This is a genomic window from Mesorhizobium sp. BR115XR7A (genome assembly GCF_020165315.1).
Taxonomy (GTDB): Bacteria; Pseudomonadota; Alphaproteobacteria; order Rhizobiales; family Rhizobiaceae; genus Mesorhizobium; species Mesorhizobium australicum.
The window spans coordinates 25,675-52,224 of sequence record NZ_JAIUHW010000021.1 but is presented as its reverse complement, the minus strand read 5'-3'; the positions used below and the strand labels follow the sequence as shown (position 1 = coordinate 52,224).

The following is a 26,550-nucleotide window of genomic DNA, read 5'->3' as shown; positions in this document are numbered from 1 at the left end:
TTCGCCAATTTCGATCGAACTAGACACCGGCCTTGAGGTCGGCGACGGATTTGCCCCCGACGCGCTGATGAACGCGCGGACCCGATGCGACGGCCACGCAGATCAAAAGCTCATCGGGGCGCGGGCCATCCGGCACCGAAAATGTGACGGCATCATAGTGGGAACGGATGTAGAGCTCGTCCTTGTGGGCAAGCGGGATATCGATGGATGTGCCGGCTGCGGCGACCTTGCTGACCGACGAGATCCAGGCCTTGCCGCCGCCCACTTGCTGACGCAGCGGATCTCCGAACACCGTGGTGATGCAGGCGACGACATGTTCCTGCTCGCCGGATGTGCCCGCGATACCGCCTTTGCCATAGCTTTCGACCGGCCTGTTGCCGAGCAGCGCCACCGCCCGCTCGCCGAGCGCATGACCGATGGCTGAACTGGGATTGGTCAGGTCGGACAGTTCGGCGACGAACTTTCCGGCGAACGGATTGCGGATGACCACGCCAGTCGCGACTTTGACGAGGGTCTCGCCAGGCTGGCCGCCATCATGCCGGCTTTCCTGGACCGAGGCGTACCACCCCCTGACATCGTAATCCCGTTCGACTTCACTGGAATAGTTCATCTTTATCTCCTGAAGGGAGCGCAGCTTGCGCGCGCGCCGATTAATGCGTTGAGCGGCTCGTCCGATGCTACTGCGGCCATGAGAAGACGCCGCGCAGCGGGTCGTAGCGGGCTGCTTCCAATGCCGCCGGCGTGAACATGTTTCCCTTCGAGAGCGAGCGGTTCGCCGCATAGTCGCCGGACAGCGCCTGGCAGCGATCGGTGATCGGGCGAATGCGCTTTTCCCACGCGACGAGCGCGTCCTCGACCGAAGAGTCAGTCTGCAAATCTTGCGACAGGCTGAAGGCATTGACCATCGCGCAACCGGCGCCCTGGGCAAGAGCCGGACACATCGCATGCGCGGCATCTCCCACCAGGGCGACCTTGCCTCTTGTCCAGCTGTCAAGCTTGGTCGTTTCGTACTTGTCGTACCTGGCTGTTTTCAGCTTCGCCGCCTCGATCAGGCACGGCTCCAGGAAAGGGAACATCTCAACCCAGACCTCGAGATCGATCGGCACCTGCGACCCCCGCGGATCGGCGGCTGGAGCCATGAGGCCGAGATAAAGCTCATTCTCGTTGCAGGGCGAGTAGAGTATCCGCTGAACGCGCGGCCAGAAGTTCCACATGTCTATGGTGTTGTCCCACTCGCCGTGACCGAGTTCCTTCTTCTTGCGAGGCACGATCAGCCGGATGAGACCGTCCTTGGAGACCCATCGGTCCTGCTTGAAGCCAATGGAGTCCCTGACCTTGGACCCAACACCGTCGGCGCCGACGATCAGGTCGGCTTCGAGAACCTCTCCCGTCTGAAGCGTCAGGCGACCTTCCGGATCGGCGGCAACCGCTTCGGAGTTGACCGATACGTCGACACCCAGCGCGCGGGCGCGGTTGACCAGGGCGTCATGCAGGTGGCTCCGGGTCATGATGCGCCACGGGAGGCCGTTGAACGTCTCCTTGGAAACCGACTTGTTATGCATCCAGGTCTCGTAGGTCGGGGGCGTATGCGAACCTTGGAGAACATCATCCAGGGCGCCCAGTCCTTCGAGCACGCGAAGGCCATTGTGCCAGAGATAGATGCCCGCGCCGAATGCCCGCAGCTCCGAGCTCTTTTCGTGCAGCCTGACATCCCAGCCGTTCTGCCTCAGAGCGATGGCGGCGGTCAGACCGGCAAAGCCGCCGCCAGCGACCTCGGCACGGCGCGCCTTACCCTGGGTTTTGTTTACATTGGCCATTTTCTATCCTGATGCTGCGTACAAGAAGACGGCGTGCTGGGCCGTCAGGCGTCGATGAAATTCGTGATCGCTTTCAGCGTGATCTCGGGAGATACCTCGTTGACGTAGTGGTCGGCGCCCGGAACGACGACCACGGGCAGATCGGGCCGTAGCCGGCTTGTTTTCGCCAGCGCCGCCGCCGAAACCAATTTGCTCGCCTCGCCCCGAACGATAAGGACGGGCTTCGCCACATCCCGATAGGCGGGCACCAGGTCCGATCGCAGGCCCTTGGCCGTCTGGGCCATGGCCGCGGGCGACGCCAATGGTCGCAGCCCGCCGTCGACCCGCTGATAGCCGCTCTCGGCTCGGATCCTGATGGCGTCGGCGGGAATGTTCGGATAGCGGCCGGCAAGATAGGCTTCGACGGCCTTGATATCCTCGAAAAGCTGGCTTCCCGCGTTTACCCGGGCTTCCAGCGCATCCAACGCTTCGGTCTCGATATAGGGCGTGAAGTCGATTGCGATGACCGACCGCACCAGTTCCGGATGTCGCACGGCGGCCATGACCGAGTTTCTCGCGCCAAGCGAATGTCCGACGAGGATGGCAGGACCCCGATCGAGGGTACGGATCAACCCGGCAATGTCGTCGGCGTAGTCATGCGCCTCGTAACCGCCTTCCGGCTTGTCGCTGTGGCCGTGCCCTCTCTGGTCGACGGCCACGGCCGTGAAGCGATCCGAGAGCCGAGCCATCAACGGCGTGAAGACCGCGGAATTGGAGGTAATGCCATGGAAAAACAGCATCAACGGGCCGTTGCCCGCCTCGCGCGCATTCAAGGTGATGCGGCCGGTGTCGATGCGTCGCGAGCCAAATTGGTCGGAAGCTATCCCTGCCGCAATGTTCATGATCCTCACCGTCACTGCCCGTCTCGGTCAAAAGGATCATACAGCCAGAAGGACGTCAAGCAGATTGTCTGACATTCTTGCAATCTTCAGATTTGACAATCTGGCTATTTTCCACGGCGTGACGTATGCTGGTTAGGAGATTGCGACTCAAACCGATGAGACGTTAGAGATGCCTCCAGATTTGAATTTGCGAATTTCCCCACGAACAGTTCAACGCGAGACCGTCGACAAGTTACGGCTCGCCATCTTCTCCGGATTGTTCCAGCCGGGAAGCCGCCTCATCGAAAGTCAGCTGTGCACACAGCTCGGCATCAGTCGCCCTTCGCTAAGGGAGGCTTTGCGCAGTCTCGAGGCCGAGCGCCTGATCGAGATCGTCCCCAACCGCGGGCCGTCGATACCGTCGCTTACGTGGGAGGTGGCAACCGCCATCTACGAGGTTCGAGAGCTGCTGGAAGTCGAGGCCGCGGGACGCTGCGCGTCGAGAATTTCCCCGGAGCAGTTGCTTGAACTCGAGAAATCTCTTTCCGCGTTCGAAGCGGCGGCGTCCAGCAATGACAGCCTGGCACAGGTCATGACCGCCGCGGACTTCTATTCGATCATACTGGCCAATTGCGGCAACCCGATCCTTGAGGAGGTCCATCGTGGCCTTGTGGCCAGGATCAGCTTCTTTCGCGGACGATCGATGTCCTTGGATGGCAGGGCACAGAGCAGCCTGGCGGAGATGAAGGAGATATACGAATCCATCGCCGCCGGCGACGAGAAGGCCGCCCGCAAGGCCTCCAAAAATCACCTGTTGAAGGCCAAAGCGGCAGCGAAGATGTCCATGGACAGCGCGATTTGAGTTTTTCGAAAGACAGTTGCTCCGCCTGAAACCCGAAGCCTTTGACGATGTCGCGGATCGACTGTCCGCGAACGGTCGATGCGTAGGCCACCTCGTGCCGGCGCCAAACTTGCCGACCATCCAAATACGCAAGCGTCAGATGGAGTGATGATGAGCTGGGCGAATTTTGAGCGCGAACGGGATGCCGATATCGTCATCGTCGGCGGCGGGTCGGCTGGCGCATTGCTTGCGGCGCGACTGAGTGAAAAGCCGGACAGCCGCGTTCTGCTGATCGAGGCAGGCGAAGAAGCGGTGGATCCCGACATCTGGAACCCCGCCGCATGGCCGGCACTTCAGGGCCGTGGCTACGATTGGGACTATCGCACGGAGCCGCAAGCCGGGACCGCTGGCCGGGTGCATCGCTGGGCGCGCGGGCGGGTGGTCGGCGGCTCGAGTTGCCTGCACGCGATGGGTTACATGCGTGGTCATCCCCGGGACTTCCAGGCATGGGTCGACGCGACCGGCGATAACAGATGGAGCTGGGATGAATTGCTGCCCGCGTTTCGGGCTATCGAGGATCACCCGCTCGGCGGCAACGGCCTTTACGGCAAGGGCGGGCCGATGCCCGTCCATTTGCCGGCCGACGAGGTCAGTCCGGTCGCGCGCGCGTTTATCGAAGCCGGCGCTTCGCTCGGCCTGCCGCGTCTTGAAGGGCACAACAGCGGGGAGATGATCGGCGTCACCCCGAACTCCTTGAACATTCGCGATGGGCGGCGGGTTACGGTGGCGGACGCCTGGCTCACGCCGGCTGTTCGAGACCGCGAGAACCTGACCATCCTCACGGGATCGCGAGTGCGGCGGCTTAACCTGGCGAGCAATCGGGTCCACGGCCTCGAAATCGTGGGGCGACAGGGTCCGGTCGAAATCCTCGCGGATCAAATTGTCCTTTGCGCCGGCGCGCTGGAAAGTCCGGCTTTGCTGATGCGCTCGGGCATCGGTCCGCACGACATGCTCGATACCGCCGGCGTTGGCTGCTTGATCGATATGCCGGAAGTCGGTCGAAACCTTCAGGATCACCTGCTTGGCGCCGGCAACCTTTATGCGGCTCGCAGGCCCGTTCCTCCATCGCGCCTCCAGCACTCGGAATCGATGGCCTATATGCGCGCCGACGGGTTCACCGGTACCGGTCAGCCCGAAATTGTCGTTGGTTGCGGCATCGCGCCCATCGTGTCCGAACGCTTTCAGGCGCCTTCCGCCGGCACCGCATATTCGCTGCTGTTCGGGATCACCCATCCGATGAGCCGCGGCAGCGTGCGCATAAGCGGGCCGGAGCTCGACGATCGGTTGATCATCGACCCCGCATATTTGCAAAGCGGCCGGGACCGTGCGCTGTTTCGCCAGGCGCTCGAGGCAGCCCGGACGATCGGACATCGGGATGAACTCGCCGGCTGGCGCGAGCGCGAACTCCTGCCAGGCAGCCTGAACAGCGCGGCTGACATGGACGACTTCATCGCGCAGTCGGTCATCACGCATCATCATCCCTGTGGCACTTGCAGGATGGGCAAGGATCCGGACGCCGTCGTCGATGCGGATCTGCGGCTGAAGGCGCTCGACAATCTTTTTGTCGTCGACGCGTCGATCATGCCCAGTCTAACCGCGGGACCTATACACGCCGCGGTTCTCGCGATCGCCGAGACCTTCGCTCGATCTCGCGCCTGAGAAATAGCATATCGCCGGCAAAGCAAGCACGACCTGGCGACACGGCACCAACGGCGTTTCAGCGCTAGCTAACGGAACCGAATGGCTATCGCCGAATTTTGCTTCAGGCGGATTACGGAAGGGACCCCGTATTTGGAGCACCTGCATGAGCAACATAAGCGCCGAAGTCTCTGAGAAACAGAGCAATCTTCGGGCAAAAGGGCCATTCCAGCGGCTGCTGCGCACAATCGGGCCTGGTTTCATCACAGGCGCTTCGGACGACGATCCTTCGGGCATCGGCACCTACAGCCAGGCGGGCGCCCAGTTGGGGTTCAATGTCGGCTGGACGATGGTCTTCACCTTTCCGCTCATGGTCGCGATCCAGGAGATAGCAGCGCGAATAGGCCGGACGACAGGTCGAGGTATTTCCGGCAACCTCGCACGGCACTACCCGTCTCCGCTGATGTATTTTGTAGCCTTGCTTTTGTTCGCCGCCAACGTGATCAACATCGGGGCGGACCTGAGCGCGATGGCTGATGCATTGTGGTTGCTGGTGGGCGGCCCAAGCTCGCTTTACGTCGTTGCGTTCGGCGTGGCATGCGTTTTGGCGATCGTCTTCCTCGACTACAGCCGCTACGTCACGGTCCTGAAATGGACAACGCTGAGCCTCTTTGCCTACGTGGTGGCCGCGTTTCTGACTGATATCCCATGGGGCGAGGCGCTCAAGGGAATCGTTGTTCCGCATGTCGAATGGAGCCGGGCGTTCTTCACGACGCTTCTGGCCATACTCGGCACCACGATTTCTCCCTACCTGTTCTTCTGGCAAGCATCGCAAGAGGTCGAAGAGGAGAAGATCGACCCGAAGGCCAAGCCGCTGAAATGGGCACCGTGGCAGGCGCCGCGCGCGTTCCAGCGCATTCGCGCCGACACCTTGGTGGGCATGGCTTTTTCGAACCTGATCGCCATTGCAATCATTGTCACCACGGCCGCCACCCTGCACAAGGCGGGGGTGACCGACATCAATTCCTCCACCGACGCAGCCAAGGCACTGGAGCCGGTCGCGGGCAAATTCGCCTTTGTGATTTTTGCGATGGGGATTATCGGCACTGGCCTTCTCGCCGTGCCGGTTCTCGCCGGCTCGGCCGCTTTCGCCGTGGGCGAGGCGCGCCGCTGGCCAGTGGGGCTGGAGCGCAAGCCGAAGCAAGCGATGGCGTTCTATGCGACCTTGGCCGTCGCCGTGCTGCTGGGAATGGGAATCATGCTGACGCCGATCGATCCCATCAAGGCGCTTTACTGGAGCGCCGTCATCAACGGCATATGCGCGGTCCCCGTAATGGTCGTCATGATGCTGATGACCGGGCGTTCCGAGATCATGGGCGAATTCCCGGTTGAGGGTTGGCTGCGCTTTCTCGGCTGGCTCGCGACGACAGCGATGGGATTGTCCGTTGTCGGCCTCGCGCTGCAATGGGCCTTTTGAAATGACCCGACCGGGTCAGGCTCCGGTATGACGCTGGGCGCCCGCAGGGGACGAGGACCTTGGCATCCGCCGGCAGTCGCGTACGGCACCCTCGTCAACGTGCGCTCAGCGCGACCATGCGATCGAGGGCGGCGCCAAGGCCTTTCAGCGACACCGGAAAACTCAGCTTGGTGTCGGCCGCGGTGGTGACGTCGAGTTTCAGCTCGGTGCCCGCCTTGAGCTTCTGCATCAGCGCCCGGTCGATCGGAAACAGCGCCACGCAGCCGTTCGGCAGGCAGGTCCTGAACTTCAACGCCCCGACGGGCGGCTGGTCGTCGATCTGGGGCGTCACGCCGGGCTCGAACAGGATGCCGAAGGGCAGCAGCAAGGTTCCGATCAGCCCGCCCTTCTGCCCCACGCGCAGTTCCACGGCCAGAAGCCTCTGGCCGTTTTTCTGCGTCTGGTCCTGCGTGACCGTGCAGACCCGGGCATTGTCCTGCATGCCGCAGGCGAGCTGCCAGTCCTGATAGGTTTCCTGGAGCGACGATGCGCCATTGGGAAGCGAAGCCTGCTGCTGTTGCGCGAAAACGGCCGGCACCGAAGCGGCGAAGGCAGCCGCGCAGATGACGGCTGCCTTCGGGAAAAGCTGTCTACGAACCAATGAATGCTGCCTTCTCTTGGGTGCCGGGCAAATGCCCGAAGTAGCGGCTCGAGGACCCGTGTTTATCGTCACGTACAGACCCATTCACGGATCTCGCATTGGGTCCCCCCTGCCTCGCAGGCTTGCAGGGCGAGATCCTCCGCTTCCCGGCGGGTCTCGGCGGAGTTCACGCCCCACGGGGTGAACCGGTGCTCCACTTTGTCTGCCACGGCGAGCGCGCCGCAATGCTTGTAGGGAAATCCGGTCTTATCGTCGTCCGTCCAATGACGGTGATTGCGGAACACGGTAACGACGTTGCAGGCCTTTCCACCGGCATTCTCGCAATATTTCTGCGCTATGTCCTTCGCTTCCTGCCGCTTGTCGGCGCCCCAGAAGAAGCCGTATTTGGTATCGGTCTGGGAGTAGGCGATTGCCGCCCAGATACCTTTCTCCTCCTGCGGTGGCTCGGACGGCTCCACCAGATCGGCCGAGACGACCTGCCCGCTCCACAGCAAGGCCATGCACAAGACTGTCAAACGTCGCGATTTCATGGTCCGCAATCCTTTCCAGGGCGCCTCGCCCATTCGCCTGACATTCTCACTTGGCCGCCGATGCGATGGAAATCACCACGCATGTGTTGCCCGTCGGCAGCAGAAGGGCTTCGCCCGTGTTGCCGCCAAGCTCGTACACTTCGACCTGTCCGAGATGATCCGTGATCTTGCTGCCTTGCGGAAGCGCGGACGTGACGTCGGCGCAGGGGCTGGCGAACGGCGCCACCCGCACCATGGTGCCTTCGCAACCCGTGGCGGTGGGCGAAGCAAAAACGATGCCGGCGGCCGGCCCGCTGTAGCGCTCGGTCGCATAGTCCAGGCCGACAAGCGCCTGCACGGCGTGCTTGTCGGCGGCCTGGTCGCTCCACAGCGACTTGACGCTGTATTTCGAGCCGGTCGTCAAGAGCTGTCCGAGCACCGGATAGACGGTTGAACAGGCCTGCACGCCGGATTGCCTAACGTGTTGGAGGAAGGGCGAGTCCGGCAGCGCGGGCGGCGCCGTGCCGGCCTGAGCGGCCGTCGCCGTGCCGGCCTGAGCGGCCGTCGGCGTGCCGACGAGACCGGCGATCGCGGCATAGTTCGCTGCGGCGAAGCCGATGCCCATCATGACCAGCCCCAGCGCACACAAGCCGATGACGCGCGGCCAACGCCGCGGCGGCTCGACGGTCCTCTTGCGGTCCGGCTCGACGGTCGGGTTGCTGCGCGTCGCGGAGATGAACGGGTCTTGCTGGCTCACGGTGCTGCCTCGGTTATTTGACTGGCGCAAGGGCCTCGGACAGCCCCTTGAGCGTTGCGGTGACGGTAACGATCTGGCCATCGACGGTCGGGTAGGAAATCGCCGGCGTCGCCTTCTGCGCTATCTCCTGGCGCATCAGAGGTCCCACCGGCAGCATGCCGACACAGACCATTTCGTTGCAGCCGTTCAAATGCACGTCGATGGATTCGGCGCGCCCCTCGAACTTCAGCGATACCAGCCCATCGCTCCTGGCGTTCGGCGCGGTGCGCAGGATCATGTAGGGTTTGCCGTCCTGGGTGGCGGCGAGCGACCAGCTGAACGCCATCTTGCCCGCCCCGTCCTCGATCACCTGCGAGACGTTGCAGACCTTCTTGCGCGCCTTGAGGTTCTCGTCGCAGATCAGCGTCCAGTTCTCGAAGGGACGGATGGTGCGCTGGTATTGTCCGAGCTTCACGTCCGGCGGCACGACCACGTCGGAGGGCTTGACCCTATAGGGCGAAGCCGTCTGCGCGGCAGCCGGCGCTAGCCCGCCGGCAAGCGCCAGGCAGGTCAGGAATGCCATGGCTAGTCCGGGAAAACCAAACGGGTTTCCCGGATTCGAGCCTGGCCTGATATGGCCGGTTCGCCTGTTCATTCCGCCCCAGGTCCCCGCCTCAGTTCAAGGTGAAGCTCAGCCCGGCGCCGACACCGACATTTCCACCCGCCGCCGTGCCGGACACATTGCCACGGATGCGGCCGTCCTCGCTGGTGTAGCCCGCGCCGAAGGCAAAGGCGCTCGAGTCCCGCCAGAAGCCACCGCCCGCCGCCACGCTCAGCTTGCCGGGACGGTCGTCGTAGCGGAGCGAGGCTGCCGCCAGACCGATTGCCGCCGCCTGCCGTGCTTCGTCCCTGATGCCGCTGATGTCGGAATTGAGCTGGCTGAACTTCTGGTCGGTATAAGTGTTGGCTTGTTGCAACGTCGTGACAGCCACCTGGTCGGTATAGGTCTTGCTCTGAGCCAGGTTCAGGTTCAGCTGGTTGACGTTGACCGCGTCGGTGCCGGCAACGCCGGGGCCGACATTGGAGATGACGACAGGCGCATTCGGATCGCCGCCCTGCAGCGTGATCTTGTTGATTTTGGTCGTCGATCCGTCCGGATTGGTGACGGTGTCGTACTGCACGGTGTTTTGGACGGTGCCGCCGATGCCGCCGATCGTTTTGGTCAGGTCTTCGATCGCTGTGTTGGTGGCGTAGAGCTGCGAGCCGTTGATCGCATCGGTGCTGTCGGAAGAAACGCGTCCGGCGGCGACATTGGTGATCGTCCTCTCCGCGCCGGCATCGCCGACGCTGACGGTGCCGTCCGGGGTCGTGCCGGCAAAGGCGTAGGTCTTGCCGTTGATGACCGTGTTGGACGTGCCGACGGCGGTCTGCGATACCGAGCCGGAGCCGAGCGCCACATCGCTGGCATTGTTGGCCTGCGCGCCTTGGCCGAGCGCCACGGCGCCCTGCCCGGTGGCCATCGAACCATGGCCCGCGGCCAGGCTGTCGGTGCCGCTCGCCACGCTCTCCGGCCCGATCGCCACCGCGTCGGTGCCGCCGGCAAGGCTGTCGGCCAGCGTCGAATTGGCATGGAAATACTTGATGCCGCCGCCATTGTTGATGGTGGTGAGCGCATTGTTGACGGCGGTGAAGCCGTCATAAACGGTCGAGTAGTTGTTGCCCTGGATATTGTAGGTCGGGCCGGTGATCGAGCCGTCGGGATTGACCGTGGTGCCGCCGCCGAACAGGTTGGAAACGTTTTGAGAGACACCGCGCAACTGCGAGACGTTGACGCCGTCCGTATCGGCCGAACCCGCCGCGACATTGGTGAGCTTGCGCTCCGCCCCGGCGGCACCGAAGGACACTTCGCCGGCCGATGTCTGCGCGGCGCCGAGGGCAAAGGCTGTGTAGCCGGCCTGCGCGCCGACCGTGGTGATGGATGACGCGCCCAGCGCCACGCTGTTGGCGAAGGTGCTTTGGGCGCCGGCGCCCAGTGCGATGGATTGCACGCCGGCGGCGGTGGAGTCGGTGCCGAGCGCGATGCCGTCGGCCAGCATCACATGGGCGTTCTGCCCGATGGCGGTGCCGCCGGGTGCCGTCTGGTCGACGACGGCTCCATTGCCGATGCCGACGCCATTGTCGCCATTGACGACCGTGGTCGGGCCAACCGCGACCGATTCCGCTCCGACCGCCAGCGAGTCGCCGGCTGTCGAATTGGCATGGAAATATTTCGTCGAGGTGGCGGAGACCGCCGCGATCACTCCCGCCAGCTGGCGCACAGTCACGGCGTCCTGGTCCTGCGTGCCGTCGGCCACGTTGGTGATCTGCCGGTAGGCCGTGGCGGTACCAACCGACACGGCGCCGAGCAGCGTCTTGTCGGTGGTGTTGTACTGGATGAAGTTGGACGGGCCGGCCGCGATCTGCCCGGAAGCCGGAGCGATCGCGCGGTCAGAGACCGAACCTTGACCGAGCGCCACGCTGCCGTCGATGCTGGCCGCGCTGTCGCGGCCGAGCGCAAGCGCGCTGACGCCGGTCGCGGTCGCCTGGTAGCCGACTGCGGTGGAACCGACGCCTTGCGCGAAGGAATCGGTCTGCGCCAGGCCGGTCTCGTTGGTGCGGGCATAGCGGATGCCCTCGCCATTGGCGTTGGTGTAGATCGCCGAGGTGTCGCCGGCGATGTTGTTGATCGTGTTGCCGAGATTGGTGATGTTGCCGCCGATATTGGCGATGTCGGTCGTGTTCTGCGTCACCTGCTGGTTGGTGGCGAAGAGCTGCGAGCCGTTGACGGCATCGGTCGAACCGCCGTTCAACTGTCCGGCGGCGACGTTCTGGATCTGGCGCTCGGCGCCGGCCGAGCCGACCGAGAAGGCGCCCGCCGGCGTGCCGCCGGCGAAGGTGTAGTTGACGCCGCCGATCGTCGTGCCGCCGACATTGGTCGTGGCGCCCGACGTCGAATTCAGGCCGATCGCGACGTCGCCGGCATTGTTGGCCACCGCGTTCGGGCCGACAGCGACGGAATCGGCTCCCAGCGCCTGCGAATCCGCCAGCGTCGAGTTGGCGTGGAAATACTTGATGCCGCCGCCGACATTGATGTTGTTGACGACGGCGCCGATGGCGTCGACCGCCTGGTTGGTGGCGGCGAGCTGCGAGCCGTTGATCGCGTCAGTCGAGAGCGCGCTGATCCGCCCCGCAGCCAGGTTGGTGATGGTGCGTTCCGCGCCCGGCGCGCCGATGCTGACCGTCGAGGTCGGGTTGGTGCCCTGGAAGGCATAGGTCGTGCCGTTGACCACCCCACTGGCGGTGCCGACCGCCACGGCGGTCACCGAGCCCGAGCCCAGCGCCACGTCGCCCGAGCTTGCCGCCGCCGAGGCGCCGTTGCCCAGCGCGACATTGCCGACGAAACCGGCGGCGCCCGCAGTGGAGCCGTTGCCCAGCGCGACGGAGCCTTGCCCGATCGCCTTGTTGTTGTTGCCGATGGCGACGGCGCCATTGGCCATATTGGCTCCGGTCGCGGTCGCCGTGCCGTCGCTGTTGGCGATGTTGTTGGCGCCGCCGGTGAAGGCGCCGGTGCCGCTGGCGAAGCTCGGATCGCCGATGGCGACCGCGCCGTCGCCAAAGGCGGTGTTGTTCGCACCGATCGAGACGGCTTGGCCGCCGGTCGCCACGGCGTTGGTACCCATGGCAACCGCGTTGGTGGAACTGGCCGCGGCATTGTTGCCGATGGCGATGGCGCTCGTAGCCGACGCCGCGGCGCCGATGCCAAGTGCGGTGCTGGCAACCCCGCTGGCGTTGGAGCTGACGCCGGCAGCGAGGGAATTGTCTCCCGTAGCCTTGGATCCTGTCCCGTACGAGGAGGCGTTTGTGCCACTCGCAACAGCCTGGCGTCCGGTGGCTGTGGAATTGTCGCCGCTGGCGTTGGTACCGGCGCCTACGGCAACCGATAAAATACCACCGGAACTTGCATTGTTGCCGAGCGCAAGGCCCGAGGTCGCGGTGCTGGCAACGATTGCGCCCGAGCCTATCGCAACAGCACCACCGGCTGCAAGCGCCTGCGCTTGGTTACCCATGGCGACCCCGAAGGCTCCCGATGCAACCGTGCTGGCGCCGACGGCGACCGAGTTAGTTGCCGATGCCGCGGCTGTGACGCCCATCGCTATGGCGGACGTGCCCGTTGCCTTGCTTTGGCGCCCGATCGCAGTGGAGTCAACCTGAGACGCCAGTACGTCCGTGCCAATGGCGATGGCGCTTTCCTGAAGGGCGCCCCCTCCCGCAACAGTTCGGTTGCCAAGATTGACGGCATTGATCGCGGTCGCGGTCGCCTGGAAGCCGATGGCGATGGCGTTCTGATTGCTTGCGACGGCGCTATTACCTTGGGCAAGCGAATCCAGCCCGGACGCTGTTGCCCCAAACCCGAGCGCGGTGGCGCGCAGCCCGGTCGCCCGGGTAACGTAGCCGATCGCCGTCGAGTTCAATCCGTCGGCACGCGCGTTCAGGCCAAAGGCGGCCGCGCCTGCGGCTGCAACCGAGTTGACGCCAATCGAGCTTGCTCCGTCCCCGTTGGCATGGGCGTTCCCGCCCAAAGCGAGGGCGTTGACGCCGGTCGCGCCCGCGAACACGCCTATGCCTATGGAATTGAGGCCATTGACACTCATCGCATAGCCGATGGCGATCGTAGCGTCGCCCGTTGCACTGTTGGAGGTGCCCAACGCCGTGCTGTTATTGCCATTCGCCGTCGCGCCGTTACCGATGGCGACGGCGTTGCCGCCTGTCGCCGACCCGCCACCGGCCTGATATTGCGCCAGGGCCGGCGTTGCAGCCATGCCGATCGCGAAGGCGCCCAGCATCGCGGCCGGCGCCCCGCCGACGCCCAGCGTTCCCAGCCCCAGGCGCTTGCGTCCCATACCCAGCGCGCGATGAGCCATGCGCAGCACCGCCATCAAACGACGGCGAACCGAGCGAGAGCGAGGATCGGCATTCGCGATCCAGTTGCCGGCGAGATGCGCCGCGCGACGCTGCACAACAGGCGAGCCGCTCGAAATCTGATTGTCGGTCATGGTGCCCTCTCCGCTGGCCGGCATGGAATCGTCTGACAATTCCAGTCCACGGCAGGAAGACATGATTCCTGCTTGCCGTATTTCACGAAATTGCTGTCTTGTGAGAAAAGACCCGAGCATATAGGCGGAGGTTAACAGCTCGTTACCTTAGCAACTGCTTTAAAACCAAGTAGCCAAGAAACGGTTTGGGCGGTACTTCATCTAATCTTGGCGTTAAGCTTCCCTACCCGCGCCTGCAATGGGGTCACCTGCCGGTATTTCTTCATCACGGTGGTAAAATGGCTCTGGCTTGAAAATCCACTGGAATGAGCGATGTCGGCGATCGTCATGCGGCTGTCGGCAAGCAGCCTTTCGGCGAGGTCCAGCCGCAGGTCGAGAACATATTGATGCGGCGGCACGCCGAACGTCCTGGCAAACGCCCGCACGAAATGAGAAGGCGACAACCCGCACACCGCGGCCATCTCGGCAAGCGCCAGCTTGCGGGTGAAGTTCTCGTGCAGGAAGTCTTGCACCTTGCGTGCGGCGCGGGGAGAAAGCCCGCCTTTTGCAGTGAGCGCCGGCTGCCGCGCCGAATTGATTCGAGAAACTGACCCGGGGAAACCATCATCGCCCGGCATTCTTCGGCCTCCTGATAAGTTCCAGATAAAGTTCAACCCGAGGCCTCCCTGGCCGTTCCCGCGAAAAACAATTCGTGATTACTCGACGCGGGCCGGCGCCGTCGTGAGGCCCGTTCATGTGAGCGATCCGTCCGGACGGCGAACGATGCGCAGGCTGCATGGGCGCAAGCACGATCCCTGCGGAGTACTCCTTGGCCAGGAATGTCTGCGAGCCGGGCCCGCAAACGGAATAAATCACGCTTCCTTGCGCTGTGGCCCTGCGCGGACCTGCACTTTCAGGAATGATGTCCAGGACGTATCGAGCTGCTCGCTTCCGATCGATGCCTCGGGAAATGCCGCTTTCCCGTGCCTCGTCCGCATTTTTCATTCGCACTGCCTCAGCCGTCCGACGACGCCTCAATCCCCTTCCCGGCCCCGAAGACAGGGTAACGCAGCCATCTTCGCTTGGGAAGAACTCCCACGTGCAAAGAAAAATCTTTATTCGAGAAAAGAAACAAGGAATGGGGCGAATGGGAGTTGCCGAGCGTTTCATTTTCGCTCGGCGCGAGGTCTTCGCCATCCAGGAGTTCGCCAATCGGTGCTGACACGCCCGGTCGCGCGATTCTGTGTTCTCGTCAACCGCTGACGGCAGGTGCCTGGCGCAGCCTGCGCTGATTGATGGCTTGCCCGCGAGGTCGAGCATGGGAGCCGCCGTTCGGAGCCGGTGATTGGCAGTCCGCTGCTACAGATCACCGCGCCGGTTCTCGTACAGATCCCAGGCGAGTTCCACGAAAGCCAGAAGAACATCGTCCCGCTTCCAGCCGGCCGCCACCGCGGCCTGCACGATCTCATTGACGAGAGGCAGCAACTGGTCCTGGCAATCGGCCGGCGCATCGCCGTCGCCCACTGGTGGCCCCTCGAAGTTGAACGTCATCATTCGGCGCCCCCCTCGCCATCAACCGAAGTGTTACATCGCTAATTTCATTCCCTCTGATATACAATGGATGCGGTACCAAAGTACAGGAATCCTCGATGACCAAAGCAGCGCGGGACGACGCCGGATCGCACCGGCTCTATGCTTTCCCACGCGGTGAGGCTGGGCTCTCTCGGGTGGAATTTATCGCAGGTTGATCGAGCCAACTGCTCAATCCTCAAACGAACGTTCCCACCAGCTGGAGAGCCACGCTTGGCGGCCGAGGCTCTCGCGACCAGCGGCGGCCTGCCGTGCTCGCGACGGCGAGGCCGTCAAGGCCGCGGTCCGCGCCGATATCGACGCCGCTTTCAGCGTCCTGGTTGGCCTGCTCAAATAACCGTGCGCCGCCGTTCTCGCGCTTGCAGAGACGTGGATACGGCCGGCTGCATTGCCTTATGCGGGCGCTCGCTGGATAGTCCCGGCAATGTTCGAGACCCTGGCGATTCACTGGCCCCAAATACTGGCGATCATCTCGGTGGTGATGGCGACCATCGGCATTGCCCATGCTGTCATGACCAAGGAGGACGTCCGCGCCGCCACCGGCTGGGTCGGCATCATGGTGCTGTCGCCGATCCTCGGCGTGCTGATCTATGCCGTGGCCGGCATCAATCGCATCCGCCGCGCCACGATCAGCGCCCAGCGCCCGCTCGCCGATGGCCTGGTGTCGGCCAAGCATGAACGCGACGTCGCCCTCGAAGAGGCGTTGATCATCGAGCGCTATGGACAGCGGTTCACTGGCCTCAGGACGCTGGGCGACAGGGTGGCGCGGCGAACGCTCAACCCGGGAAATGCAATCGAGGTGCTGGAAAGCGGCGACGAGGCCTACCCGGCCATGTGCGCGGCGATCGACGGGGCCGAGCGCAGCGTCCTGCTCGAGACCTATATTTTCGACAACGACGCCGTCGGCCTGCTTTTCGTCGAAGCGCTGGCCGGCGCTGTCCAGCGCGGCGTCACCGTCCGTGTGCTGATCGATGCCGTCGGCGCACGATACTCCGTCCCCAGCATCCTGGGGCATCTGCGCCGCGCCAACATCACGGCGGATGTCTTCAACGGCAACATCGTCATGGGCCTGCGCCTGCCCTATGCCAACCTGCGGACCCACCGCAAGATCCTGGTGGTCGACGGCACGGTTGCCTTTACCGGCGGCATGAACATCCGCAAGGGTTTTTCGGCGGAGTTCGCCGGGTCGAAAAGCGCCAGGGATACGCATTTCCAGGTCACCGGCCCCGTTGTCGCCGATCTCTTCTCCGTCGCCGCCGAGGACTGGCGCTTTGCCACCAAGGAGGCGCTGAAAGGCGATGCCTGGCGGATCACACCGGTTTCGCCACCCGCCGGCCAGCCGATGCTGGTGCGTGCGGTCGCGTCCGGACCGGATGCGAGCAACGAAACCAACCACAAACTGCTGATCGGCGCCTTCTCGGTCGCGCGCAAGTCGATACGGCTGATGTCGCCCTATTTCCTGCCGGACCGGGAATTGATCAGTGCCCTGATCACCGCGGCCAGGCGCGGCGTCGAGATCGATGTCGTGGTGCCGGCGGTGAACAACCTCTTCCTTGTCGATCGCGCCATGACCGCGCAATTCGACCAGATCCTGAAGAATTATTGCCGCATATGGCGCACGGAAGGGCCCTTCGACCATTCCAAGCTGCTTTCGATCGACGGCGTGTGGGCCTATGTCGGGTCCTCCAACCTCGACGCCCGCTCGCTGCGGCTCAACTTCGAGATCGACCTTGAGGTCCTCGACGCGGGTTTTGCCACCGAGATCGAGACCCGGATCGGATCGGCGATCGAAACGGCCGTCCCAGTCACGCTGGCCTCCTTGCGGGCGCGTCCGTTCATCATCCGGCTGTTCGATCGCATGCTCTGGCTGGGATCGCCCTATCTCTAGAAGAAACTATCTCTGGGAAAAAACCTGTCTTTAAGAAAACGACGTGTTTACCGGATAGGGTGTCGCCAACCATGGAACATCGGCTGAAAGACTCTATTTCTAGGTGCATGGTGAAAACAGCAAGGACGATCGGCGCGCGATGCGAATGAACGGGCGCAGCCTGCCGGCCAATATGCTCCTGTCCATTCGCGACCGGCGGATGCGCAAGGCCAACGCCTTCTCGGCGAAGAAGGACGGCGTCACCGGGACGCTGGTCGCCTCCTACAACGTCCACAAATGCATCGGCGTCGACCGCAAGTTCGATCCCGACCGCACCAGCCGCGTCATCCGGGAGATCGCCCCCGACGTGATCGCCCTGCAGGAGGCCGACAATCGTTTCGGCGACCGTGACGGGCTTCTCGACCTGCACCGACTAGAACTCGAAACCGGCCTCGTGCCGGTGCCCATTTCGGCAACGGGCAAAGGCCATGGCTGGCACGGCAATGTCCTGCTGTTCAAAAGGGGCGTCGTTCGCGACGTGCATCAGATCAGGCTCCCGGGTCTCGAACCGCGCGGCGCGGTGGTCGCGGAAATCGATCTCGACGGAAATCAGTCCTTGCGCATCATCGCGGCCCATCTGGGCCTGCTGCGCCGCTCCCGCTCGCAGCAGGCCCAGGTCGTGCTGGATATCATGAACAGTCCCGACGAGAAGCCGACGCTCCTGCTCGGCGACCTGAACGAATGGCGGCTCGGAAACCGCTCCGCGCTGAACACGCTGCACGCGAGCTTCGGCCCGCAGCCCCCTGCCGTTCCCACCTTCCCGTCCAATCTGCCGCTGCTGGCGCTCGACCGGATCATGGCCAACCGACACGGCATGATCGGGACCATCGAAGCGCATGACACACCGCTGTCGCGCGTGGCCTCCGACCATCTGCCGCTGACCGCCTTCGTCCACTTGTAATATGTGGCCGATAACGGCTTGATGTCGCCAGCGTCGCAAAGCGTGTGGATTTGAGCGGAACACCCGGTTGTTCCGCGAGTTTATGTGTGTTGAACATGCAGGAGGACGGAATGAAAAAGTTGATTTTGGCTTCGGTGCTGGCGTTTGCCGCGACAGCTGCGGCGATTGCGCCCACGCAGGCTGCCAGCGTGACTATCCAGTCCGACGACGGCAACCAGTATTCCTCGGACGAAGATTCGGGAATCGTCGTGCGCCGTCATCATGAGCGCCGCTACGACAACGAGTATGATGGCGACCAGAGCGTTCAGTATGACAGTGGCGGCTACCGCTGGCGTCACCACCGCCATCACCGCTGCCACATCGAGACGGTCGTTCATTGGCGCCACCACCACAGGGTGGTCGAAGACGTTCGCGTCTGCGGCTGATCGGCGTCTCCTGCTAAGCAGAGACTATTCGCCACCAGGCATTCCGGGCATAGCCGCCGACCTTCCAAGGTCGGCGGCTATGCTGCATTGCACAAATTTGCGGCCTTGCTCATAATGCGTGCATGGTCCGAACTTCCCTCGCCGTCCTGGTGATCGACGAAAACCGCATCCGCGCTTCGATAATCGAAGCCGGATTGCGCGAGGCGGGCCATCAGCGGGTCACCGTCATCCATGACGTCTCGGGCATTGCGCGCCGCATTGCCGAGATCGAACCCGACGTCATCGTCATCGACCTTGGAAATCCCAACCGCGACATGCTGGAAAACATGTTCCAGCTGTCGCGGGCCGTAAAGCGCCCGATCGCCATGTTCGTCGACCGCTCGGATCAGGCCTCGATCGAGGCCGCGGTCGATGCCGGCGTTTCGGCCTATGTCGTCGACGGGTTGAGGCAGGAGCGCGTCAAGCCGATCCTCGACATGGCGGTGAGCCGCTTCAACGCTTTCTCGCGCATGGCACGTGAACTGGAAGAGGCGCGCAGCGAACTCGAGAGCCGCAAGGTGATTGACCGCGCCAAGGGCATCTTGATGAAGTCGCGCGGCCTGACCGAAGAGGCCGCCTACACGCTGCTGCGCAAGACCGCGATGAACCAGAACCGCAAGATCGGCGACATCGCCCAAAGCCTGGTGACTGCCGCCGGGCTTCTCGGACCGGCGGAGGACGAATGAGCATGGGCGCCGAGCACCAGATCACCGCCGGCTTCATGCCGCTTTTCGATAGCGCCGTGCTGGTCGCGGCCGGCGAACTGGGCTTTGCCGCGCGCGAAGGCATCGATCTCACCCTGCACCGCGAGACCTCCTGGGCCAACATCCGCGACCGCATCGCCATCGGCCATTTCGACCTCGCGCACATGCTCGGACCGATGCCGCTCGCCTGCAATCTGGGCCTCACTCCGCTCGCCTCCGAGACCATCGTGCCCTTTTCGCTGGGGCTCGGCGGCAACTGCGTCACCATCTCCAACGCCGTCTGGGCCGGCATGGCGGCGCACGGTGCGGCACCCGATCTCGATCCGGCCCGTGCCGGCGCGGCACTTGGCGCCTTCATCCGCGAGCGGGCCGACGCCGGCCGGGACCCGCTGCGTTTCGCCGTCGTGCATCCGCATTCCGGGCACAATTACGAACTGCGTTACTGGCTTGCCGCCTGCGGCGTCGATCCATCGCGCGAGATCGAGATCGTCATCGTGCCGCCGCCCTTCATGGCCGACGCGCTGGCCGCCGGCCGCATCGACGGCTATTGCGTCGGCGAGCCCTGGAACAGCGCCGCGGTGGCGGCCGGCACCGGCCATATCGTCACCGTCAAGGCACGGATATGGCGCAACAGCCCGGAGAAGGTGATTGGCGTGCGCAAGGCCTGGGCCGAACAGGTCCCAGAGGCGCTGGCGGCCCTCTTGCGCGCATTGCATCACTCGGCGCGCTGGTGCCAGGATCCGGCGAACCGCGACGAACTGGCCGCGGTGATGGCGCAGCGTGGCTTCCTTGGCCTGCCTCCGGCGGTCCAGATGCCGATCCTGACCGGCCATCTCCGGCTGGGCGGCGGGGCGGAGCTGGACATCGACGACTTCTTCGTGCCGTTCGACAAGGCCGCCAACTTTCCCTGGAAAAGCCATTCGCTGTGGTTCTACACGCAGATGGTCCGCTGGGGCCACGTCGCGCACACGCCCGACAATCTCGCCATCGCCCGCGACTGCTACCGCCCAGATCTCTACCGCTCGGCGCTGAAGCCACTCGGGGTGGCGCTGCCCGGCGCCAATGCCAAGGTCGAAGGCGCACTCAAGGCCGCGACCGCGGTAGGCGCGACGGGAGCCGGTCTCATGCTCGGACCGGACGGTTTCTTCGATGGCCAGATCTTCGATCCAGACGAGATCGACGCCTATATCGAGAGGGAAAAATCAGCCATCGGGGAAGCCTGATCATTTTTAGCGCCATGCTTGTGCATTGCACAAAAATTATGCGCTCGAAAGGTAAGCTGACCAATGTTTGACCTCAGTCGTGACGGATCGGGTCGCCGCATAAAGCTCGCATCGTATTGATTCCATTTGAATTTTTCGGCCAGAGGTAAACTGGCACGGTTCCTGCTTTGAAATAAACGAGCCTTCACGGGCAATGGAACAGGCGTCCAATGGCGGGCGCCATAGGCAAAGCTGCCGCTCAGGTCACTGCGCAATCCCCCCAGGGATGCGCGAAGCCTGGCCGGCGGCTTTTTTGTTTTTGGCCGAACACGCAATCGACGGCGCTTCCAACGCGCCCAACCGGAGACGACGATGACGAAACGGATCGGAACTGGCACGTCCCTCAAGGATTTCACCCGCCGCGATTTTCTGGCCAGCAGCGCGCTGACGGCAGGACTGTTCCTCGCCGCAAAGACATTGTTTCCCGCCGGCGCTCATGCCGAAGGCAAAGGTCCCGAAGTAACCGGCGCCAAGCTCGGCTTCATTGCGCTGACCGATGCCGCGCCCCTGATCATCGCCAAGGAGAAGGGCCTGTTCGCGAAATTCGGCATGCCTGATGTCGAGGTGCTCAAGCAGGCCTCCTGGGGCGCGACGCGGGACAATCTGATGCTCGGCGGCGAAGCCAACGGCATCGACGGCGCCCACATCCTGACGCCGATGCCTTACCTCATGCACACCGGCAAGGTGACGCAGAACAACCAGCCGCTGCCGATGGCGATCGTCGCCCGCCTCAACTACGACTGCCAGGGCATTTCGGTCGCACAGGAATATGCCGCGACCGGCGTTGGCCTCGATGCCGCCAAGCTGAAGGACGCCTTCGCCGCCAAGAAGGCCGAAGGCAAGGAGGTCAAGGCCGCCATGACCTTCCCGGGCGGCACCCATGATCTGTGGCTGCGCTACTGGCTGGCCGCCGGCGGCATCAACCCGGACAAGGATGTCTCGACCATCGTCGTGCCGCCGCCGCAGATGGTGGCCAACATGAAGGTCGGCAATATGGACGTGTTCTGCGTCGGCGAGCCGTGGAACGAACAGCTTGTCCACCAGGGCATCGGCTTCACCGCCGCCACGACGGGCGAACTCTGGAAGGGCCATCCGGAAAAGGCGCTCGGCCTGCGCGCCGCCTTCATAGAAAAATATCCCAACGCCACCAAGGCGATCGTCATGGCGGTGATGGCGGCACAGCAATGGTGCGATGCCAAGGAAAACAAGGACGAGATGGCCGCCATCATCGGCAAGCGGCAATGGATGAATGTGCCCGTCGCCGACATTATCGGCCGCCTCAAGGGCGACATCAACTACGGCAATGGCCGGGTCGCCAGCGCCACCGACCTCTACATGAAATTCTGGAAGGGCGGCGTCTCCTACCCGTTCAAGAGCCACGACAGCTGGTTCCTCGCCGAAAACATCCGCTGGGGCAAGTTCGCGCCGACCACCGACATCAAGGCGCTGGTCGACCAGGTCAACCGCGAGGATATCTGGCGGGAGGCGGCCAAGGAACTCGGTGTCGCCGCGAGCGACATCCCAGCCTCGTCCTCGCGCGGCGTCGAGACCTTCTTCGACGGCAAGACTTTCGATCCGGCCAACCCCTCGGCCTATCTCGACAGCCTGACCATCAAGGCATCGGCTTAGTCAGGCCGTTTGTGCCCCAACGCAAACGGCGCCATCGCCGTTTGGCGCTCAGTACCGCACCAGCACGCCACGGAGTATCCCCAGGACATGTCCATCCAAGCCGTCGAGGACACCAAGGTGAAAGCATTCCCGGCCAAGCCAGCCGAGGTGGTCGCCTTCACCGCCAAAGCGCGGCGCCGTATCGATCCGGTGGCGGTCGCCACCAGGGTGGCCAGCGCTCTCGTCCCGCCCGCCATCGTCATCGCCCTCCTGCTTGTCGTCTGGCAGGTCGCCTGCTCGTCGCCGACGGCAAGCCTGCCGCCGCCGAGCCAGGTGTGGAACGAGGCCTATGACCTGATCGCGCATCCATTCTTCGACAACGGCCCGCAGGATATCGGTCTTGCCTGGCGGGTGCTGATCTCGCTGCAGCGCGTCGCCATCGGCTTCGGCATGGCGGCGGTCGTCGGTGTGGCGCTCGGCGCGCTGGTAGGCCAGTCGATCTGGGCGATGCGCGGCCTCGATCCAGTGTTCCAGATCCTGCGCACCGTGCCGCCGCTCGCCTGGCTGCCGCTGTCGCTCGCCGCCTTCCGCGACTCCAACCCGTCGGCTCTGTTCGTGATCTTCATCACTTCGATCTGGCCGGTCATCATCAACACCGCCGTCGGCGTGCGCAACATCCCGCAGGACTATCGCAATGTCGCCCGCATCCTGCGGCTGAACCAGCTCGAATTCTTCATCAAGATCATGGTGCCAGCCGCTGCGCCTTACATCTTCACCGGCCTGCGCATCGGCATCGGCCTGTCCTGGCTCGCCATCGTCGCGGCCGAAATGCTGACCGGCGGCGTCGGCATCGGCTTCTTCATCTGGGACGCGTGGAATTCGTCACGGCTGCCCGACATCATCGTCGCGCTCGCCTATATCGGCGTCACCGGCTTCTGCCTCGACCGCTTGGTCGCGGCGGTCGGCGCCTTTGTCACCCGCGGCACGACGGCAAAGTGAGGAGAGCGCCATGACCGCCTATCTCAAGCTCGACCATATCGACAAATCCTTCGCTCGTGGCAGCCAGGTCAGCGAAGTCCTGAGGGACATCAGGCTGACCATCGACAAGGGCGAATTCGTCTCCATCATCGGCCATTCCGGTTGCGGCAAGTCGACCTTGCTCAACCTGATCGCCGGCTTGACCAAGGTTTCCGCCGGCGCGGTGTTGCTGGAGGACAAGGAGGTCGACAGCCCCGGCCCCGAGCGCGCCGTTGTGTTCCAGAACCACTCGCTGCTGCCGTGGCTGACCGTCTACGAGAACATTAATCTGGCGGTGTCGAAAGTCTTCGGCCGCTCGAAGAGCAAGGCCGAGCGGCATGACTGGATCATGCGCAATCTCGACCTCGTGCAGATGGCGCATGCGAGCGACAGGCGGCCGGCCGAAATCTCCGGCGGCATGAAACAGCGCGTCGGCATTGCTCGCGCGCTCGCCATGGAACCCAAGATCCTGCTGCTCGACGAGCCGTTTGGCGCGCTCGACGCCTTGACCCGCGCCCATCTGCAGGACGCTGTGATGGACATCCATTCCAGGCTGGGTTCGACGACGATCATGATCACCCATGACGTCGACGAGGCGGTGCTGCTGTCCGACCGCATCGTCATGATGACCAACGGCCCGGCGGCGACCGTCGGCGAGGTGCTGCCCGTGCCGCTGGCGCGGCCGCGCCGACGCATCGAACTTGCCTCCGACCGGACCTTCCTGCGTTGCCGCGAGGCGGTGCTGAAGTTCCTCTACGAACGCCACCGCTTCGTCGAAGCCGCGGAGTAACGCCATGACCGAAAAACTCGTCATCATCGGCAACGGCATGGCGCCCGGGCGCATGCTGGAGCATCTGCTGGAACAGGCGCCGGGCCGCTACGCCGTCACCATCTTCAACGCCGAGCCCAGGGTCAATTACGACCGCATCATGCTGTCGCCGGTGCTCTCCGGCGAGAAGGCCTATGAGGAAATCATCATCCATGGCGACGGCTGGTACATCGCCAATGACATCACCCTCTACAAGGGCCACAAGATCATGGCCATCGACCGGCAAGCGAAGACCGTCACCTCCGACCACGGCGTCACCGAGCCTTACGACAAGCTTGTCATCGCCACCGGCTCGGTGCCGTTCATCATCCCGGTGCCCGGCCACAATCTGCCGGGCGTGCTGACCTATCGCGATCTCGACGACGTTCAGGCGATGATGCTCGCCGCTCAGTCGCGCGCCAAGGCCGTCGTCATCGGCGGCGGCCTGCTCGGATTGGAGGCGGCGGCCGGCCTCAACGCGCAAGGCATGGATGTCACCGTGCTGCACGTCATGCCGACATTGATGGAGCGCCAGCTCGATCCGGCCGCAGGCTACCTCCTGCAACGGGCGGTGGAGGAGCGCGGCATCAAGGTCATCACCAAGGCCAACACTCAGGCCATCACGGGCAACGGCAAGGTCGAGCAGGTGGAACTCGCCGACGGCACGGTCATTCCGGCGACGCTGGTGGTCATGGCGGTGGGCATCCGGCCGAATGCGGCACTGGCCAAGGAGGCCGGCATTGCCGTCAATCGCGGCATCGTCGTCGACGCCGGCATGCGCAGCAACGACCCCGACATTTACGCGCTCGGCGAATGCGCCGAGGTGAACGGCCAGGTCTACGGGCTGGTGGCGCCGCTCTACGAAATGGCCCGCGTCACGGCCCAGCAGCTTGCCGGCGATGAAACCGCCGCCTTCGTGCATTCAGACACGCCCACCAAGCTCAAGGTCACCGGCATCGAGCTGTTCTCGCTTGGCGATTTCGCCGATGGAGAGGATCGCCAGGAGATCGTGCTGCGCGATGCCGCCGCCGGCGTCTACAAGCGCCTGGTGCTCAGGAATGACCGCATCATCGGCACCGTGCTCTATGGCGAGACTTCAGACGGCGCCTGGTTCAACGACCTGAAGAAGAAGCAGACCGATATCTCGCAGATGCGCGACACCTTGATCTTCGGCCAGTCCTACCAAGGGGGTGCCCCGCTGGACCCTATGGCGGCCGTTGCAGCCTTGCCGGATGATGCGGAAATCTGCGGCTGCAACGGCGTCTGCAAGGGCAAGATCACGGGCGCGATCACGGGCAAGGGCCTGACTTCGCTCGACGACGTGCGCGCCCACACCAAGGCGTCGGCGTCTTGCGGCTCCTGCACCGGGCTGGTCGAAAAGCTGATGGTGCTGACCCTTGGCGACACCTACAACCCGGCCGCCGTGCAGCCCATGTGCTCCTGCACCGTTTTCGGCCATGACGACGTGCGCAGGCTGATCAAGGCCAAGGGACTGAAGACCATTCCGGCGGTCATGCAGGAGCTGGAGTGGAAGACCTCCTGCGGCTGCGCCAAATGCCGGCCGGCCCTTAACTACTACCTCGTCTGCGACTGGCCGGACGAGTATGCCGACGACTACCAGTCGCGCTTCATCAACGAGCGCGTCCACGCCAACATCCAGAAGGACGGCACCTATTCGGTGGTGCCGCGCATGTGGGGCGGCGTCACCAATGCGGCCGAACTGCGCGCCATCGCCGACGTCGTCGACAAATTCGAGATTCCGATGGTCAAGGTCACCGGCGGCCAGCGCATCGACATGCTGGGCATCCGCAAGGAGGACCTGCCGGCGGTGTGGGCCGATCTCGGCCAGGCCGGCTTCGTTTCGGGCCATGCCTATGCCAAGGGCCTGCGCACGGTGAAGACCTGCGTCGGCTCGGACTGGTGCCGCTTCGGCACGCAGGATTCGACAGGTCTCGGCATCCGCATCGAGAAGTTCATGTGGGGCTCGTGGACGCCGGCCAAGGTCAAGATGGCGGTGTCGGGCTGCCCGAGGAATTGCGCCGAGGCGACCTGCAAGGACGTCGGCGTCATCTGCGTCGATAGCGGTTACGAGATCCATTTCGCCGGCGCCGCCGGGCTCGACATCAAGGGCACGGAAGTGCTCGGCCTGGTCAGGACCGAGGACGAGGCGTTGGAGCATATCGTGGCGCTGACACAGATGTATCGCGAGCAGGGCCGCTATCTCGAACGCATCTACAAATGGGCCAAGCGCATCGGCATCGCCGAGATCAAGCGCCAGATCATGGACGATGGCGAGAAGCGCAAGGCCTATTACGACCGCTTCATCTTTTCGCAGAAGTTCGCCCAGGTCGATCCATGGTCCGAGCGCGTGTCCGGCAAGGACAAGCACGAGTTTCGGCCGATGGCGTCGGTCGGGTTTGCGCAGGCGGCGGAGTGATGGCGATGTCAGCGCGAGGCACCCCCCTCTGGCCTGCCGGCCATCTCCCCCTCAAGGGGGGAGATCGGATGTCATATCTGCTTTCGACAATCTCCAGCGCTGAAGAAAATGCGCCTGCGCTCAAGCTGCCAATCTCCCCCCTTGCGGGGGAGATGTCCGGCAGGACAGAGGGGGGTGCCTTG

22 protein-coding genes are annotated in these 26,550 nt (G+C 63.8%); 12 read left to right on the top strand and 10 right to left on the bottom strand.

What is annotated here, in order from left to right:
- Window positions 1-19: 19 nt before the first annotated feature.
- From LB557_RS30065 to LB557_RS30055, 3 genes are all read right to left on the bottom strand, one after another.
- The gene (locus tag LB557_RS30065) at window positions 20-610 is read right to left on the bottom strand and encodes an amino acid synthesis family protein (protein ID WP_041163678.1); all 591 of its coding nucleotides are present in this window, start codon (window positions 608-610) and stop codon (window positions 20-22) included.
- 67 nt (window positions 611-677) lie between these two features.
- Window positions 678-1,817: an FAD-dependent oxidoreductase gene (locus LB557_RS30060; RefSeq protein WP_224641022.1), complete on the bottom strand. Its 1,140-nt coding sequence runs from the start codon at window positions 1,815-1,817 to the stop codon at window positions 678-680.
- 44 nt (window positions 1,818-1,861) lie between these two features.
- Complete coding sequence (locus LB557_RS30055) at window positions 1,862-2,698, bottom strand: alpha/beta fold hydrolase (RefSeq protein ID WP_224641024.1); 837 nt, start codon at window positions 2,696-2,698, stop codon at window positions 1,862-1,864.
- 169 nt (window positions 2,699-2,867) lie between these two features.
- Here LB557_RS30055 and LB557_RS30050 point away from each other — a divergent pair, with 169 nt between their 5' ends.
- The 3 genes from LB557_RS30050 (at window position 2,868) to LB557_RS30040 (ending at window position 6,693) form a co-directional block, all read left to right on the top strand.
- Entirely contained in the window at window positions 2,868-3,539 is a 672-nt protein-coding gene (locus LB557_RS30050) for a GntR family transcriptional regulator (RefSeq protein WP_140617621.1), read from the top strand.
- A gap of 150 nt (window positions 3,540-3,689) precedes the next feature.
- Window positions 3,690-5,237: a GMC family oxidoreductase gene (locus LB557_RS30045; protein ID WP_224641026.1), complete on the top strand. Its 1,548-nt coding sequence runs from the start codon at window positions 3,690-3,692 to the stop codon at window positions 5,235-5,237.
- Between the two features lie 145 nt (window positions 5,238-5,382).
- On the top strand, window positions 5,383-6,693 hold the full coding sequence (locus tag LB557_RS30040; RefSeq protein ID WP_224641028.1) for an NRAMP family divalent metal transporter: 1,311 nt from the start codon (window positions 5,383-5,385) through the stop codon (window positions 6,691-6,693).
- A 94-nt stretch (window positions 6,694-6,787) separates the two neighbouring features.
- Here LB557_RS30040 and LB557_RS30035 read toward each other — a convergent pair whose 3' ends face one another.
- The 7 genes from LB557_RS30035 to LB557_RS30005 form a co-directional block, all read right to left on the bottom strand.
- Entirely contained in the window at window positions 6,788-7,333 is a 546-nt protein-coding gene (locus LB557_RS30035) for an invasion associated locus B family protein (protein WP_015315969.1), read from the bottom strand.
- Window positions 7,334-7,401: 68 nt separating this feature from the next.
- The gene (locus LB557_RS30030) at window positions 7,402-7,863 is read right to left on the bottom strand and encodes a DUF4189 domain-containing protein (protein ID WP_224641029.1); all 462 of its coding nucleotides are present in this window, start codon (window positions 7,861-7,863) and stop codon (window positions 7,402-7,404) included.
- Between the two features lie 46 nt (window positions 7,864-7,909).
- Window positions 7,910-8,599, bottom strand: coding sequence for a hypothetical protein (locus LB557_RS30025; RefSeq protein ID WP_224641031.1), 690 nt, complete (start codon window positions 8,597-8,599; stop codon window positions 7,910-7,912).
- A 13-nt stretch (window positions 8,600-8,612) separates the two neighbouring features.
- Entirely contained in the window at window positions 8,613-9,161 is a 549-nt protein-coding gene (locus tag LB557_RS30020) for an invasion associated locus B family protein (protein WP_224592965.1), read from the bottom strand.
- A 91-nt stretch (window positions 9,162-9,252) separates the two neighbouring features.
- Window positions 9,253-13,671 carry a YadA-like family protein gene (locus LB557_RS30015; RefSeq protein WP_224641033.1) on the bottom strand — a complete coding sequence of 1,473 codons (4,419 nt, stop codon included), beginning with the start codon at window positions 13,669-13,671 and terminating at the stop codon, window positions 9,253-9,255.
- A gap of 197 nt (window positions 13,672-13,868) precedes the next feature.
- Window positions 13,869-14,288, bottom strand: coding sequence for an AraC family transcriptional regulator (locus tag LB557_RS30010; RefSeq protein WP_015315964.1), 420 nt, complete (start codon window positions 14,286-14,288; stop codon window positions 13,869-13,871).
- 721 nt (window positions 14,289-15,009) lie between these two features.
- Window positions 15,010-15,204, bottom strand: coding sequence for a hypothetical protein (locus LB557_RS30005; protein WP_015315963.1), 195 nt, complete (start codon window positions 15,202-15,204; stop codon window positions 15,010-15,012).
- Window positions 15,205-15,664: 460 nt separating this feature from the next.
- On the opposite strand from LB557_RS30005, the gene LB557_RS30000 reads away from it, so the two are divergent.
- The 9 genes from LB557_RS30000 (at window position 15,665) to nirB (ending at window position 26,368) form a co-directional block, all read left to right on the top strand.
- Window positions 15,665-17,128, top strand: a complete 1,464-nt coding sequence (locus tag LB557_RS30000) for a phospholipase D-like domain-containing protein (protein ID WP_224641035.1) — start codon at window positions 15,665-15,667, stop codon at window positions 17,126-17,128.
- Window positions 17,129-17,267: 139 nt separating this feature from the next.
- Entirely contained in the window at window positions 17,268-18,068 is an 801-nt protein-coding gene (locus LB557_RS29995) for an endonuclease/exonuclease/phosphatase family protein (RefSeq protein ID WP_140619516.1), read from the top strand.
- A gap of 110 nt (window positions 18,069-18,178) precedes the next feature.
- Window positions 18,179-18,493, top strand: coding sequence for a hypothetical protein (locus tag LB557_RS29990; protein WP_224641037.1), 315 nt, complete (start codon window positions 18,179-18,181; stop codon window positions 18,491-18,493).
- Between the two features lie 122 nt (window positions 18,494-18,615).
- A complete protein-coding gene (locus LB557_RS29985) occupies window positions 18,616-19,218 on the top strand; it encodes an ANTAR domain-containing response regulator (RefSeq protein WP_140619514.1) in 603 nt (200 codons plus the stop codon).
- Window positions 19,219-19,220: 2 nt separating this feature from the next.
- Window positions 19,221-20,459: a CmpA/NrtA family ABC transporter substrate-binding protein gene (locus LB557_RS29980; RefSeq protein ID WP_224641096.1), complete on the top strand. Its 1,239-nt coding sequence runs from the start codon at window positions 19,221-19,223 to the stop codon at window positions 20,457-20,459.
- A 351-nt stretch (window positions 20,460-20,810) separates the two neighbouring features.
- A complete protein-coding gene (locus LB557_RS29975) occupies window positions 20,811-22,127 on the top strand; it encodes a CmpA/NrtA family ABC transporter substrate-binding protein (RefSeq protein ID WP_140721514.1) in 1,317 nt (438 codons plus the stop codon).
- An 87-nt stretch (window positions 22,128-22,214) separates the two neighbouring features.
- Window positions 22,215-23,105 carry a nitrate ABC transporter permease gene (gene ntrB, locus LB557_RS29970; RefSeq protein ID WP_140713515.1) on the top strand — a complete coding sequence of 297 codons (891 nt, stop codon included), beginning with the start codon at window positions 22,215-22,217 and terminating at the stop codon, window positions 23,103-23,105.
- A 10-nt stretch (window positions 23,106-23,115) separates the two neighbouring features.
- Complete coding sequence (locus tag LB557_RS29965) at window positions 23,116-23,913, top strand: ABC transporter ATP-binding protein (RefSeq protein WP_224641039.1); 798 nt, start codon at window positions 23,116-23,118, stop codon at window positions 23,911-23,913.
- A gap of 4 nt (window positions 23,914-23,917) precedes the next feature.
- The gene (gene nirB / locus LB557_RS29960; protein ID WP_140619505.1) at window positions 23,918-26,368 is read left to right on the top strand and encodes a nitrite reductase large subunit NirB; all 2,451 of its coding nucleotides are present in this window, start codon (window positions 23,918-23,920) and stop codon (window positions 26,366-26,368) included.
- The last annotated feature ends 182 nt before the right edge of the window (window positions 26,369-26,550 follow it).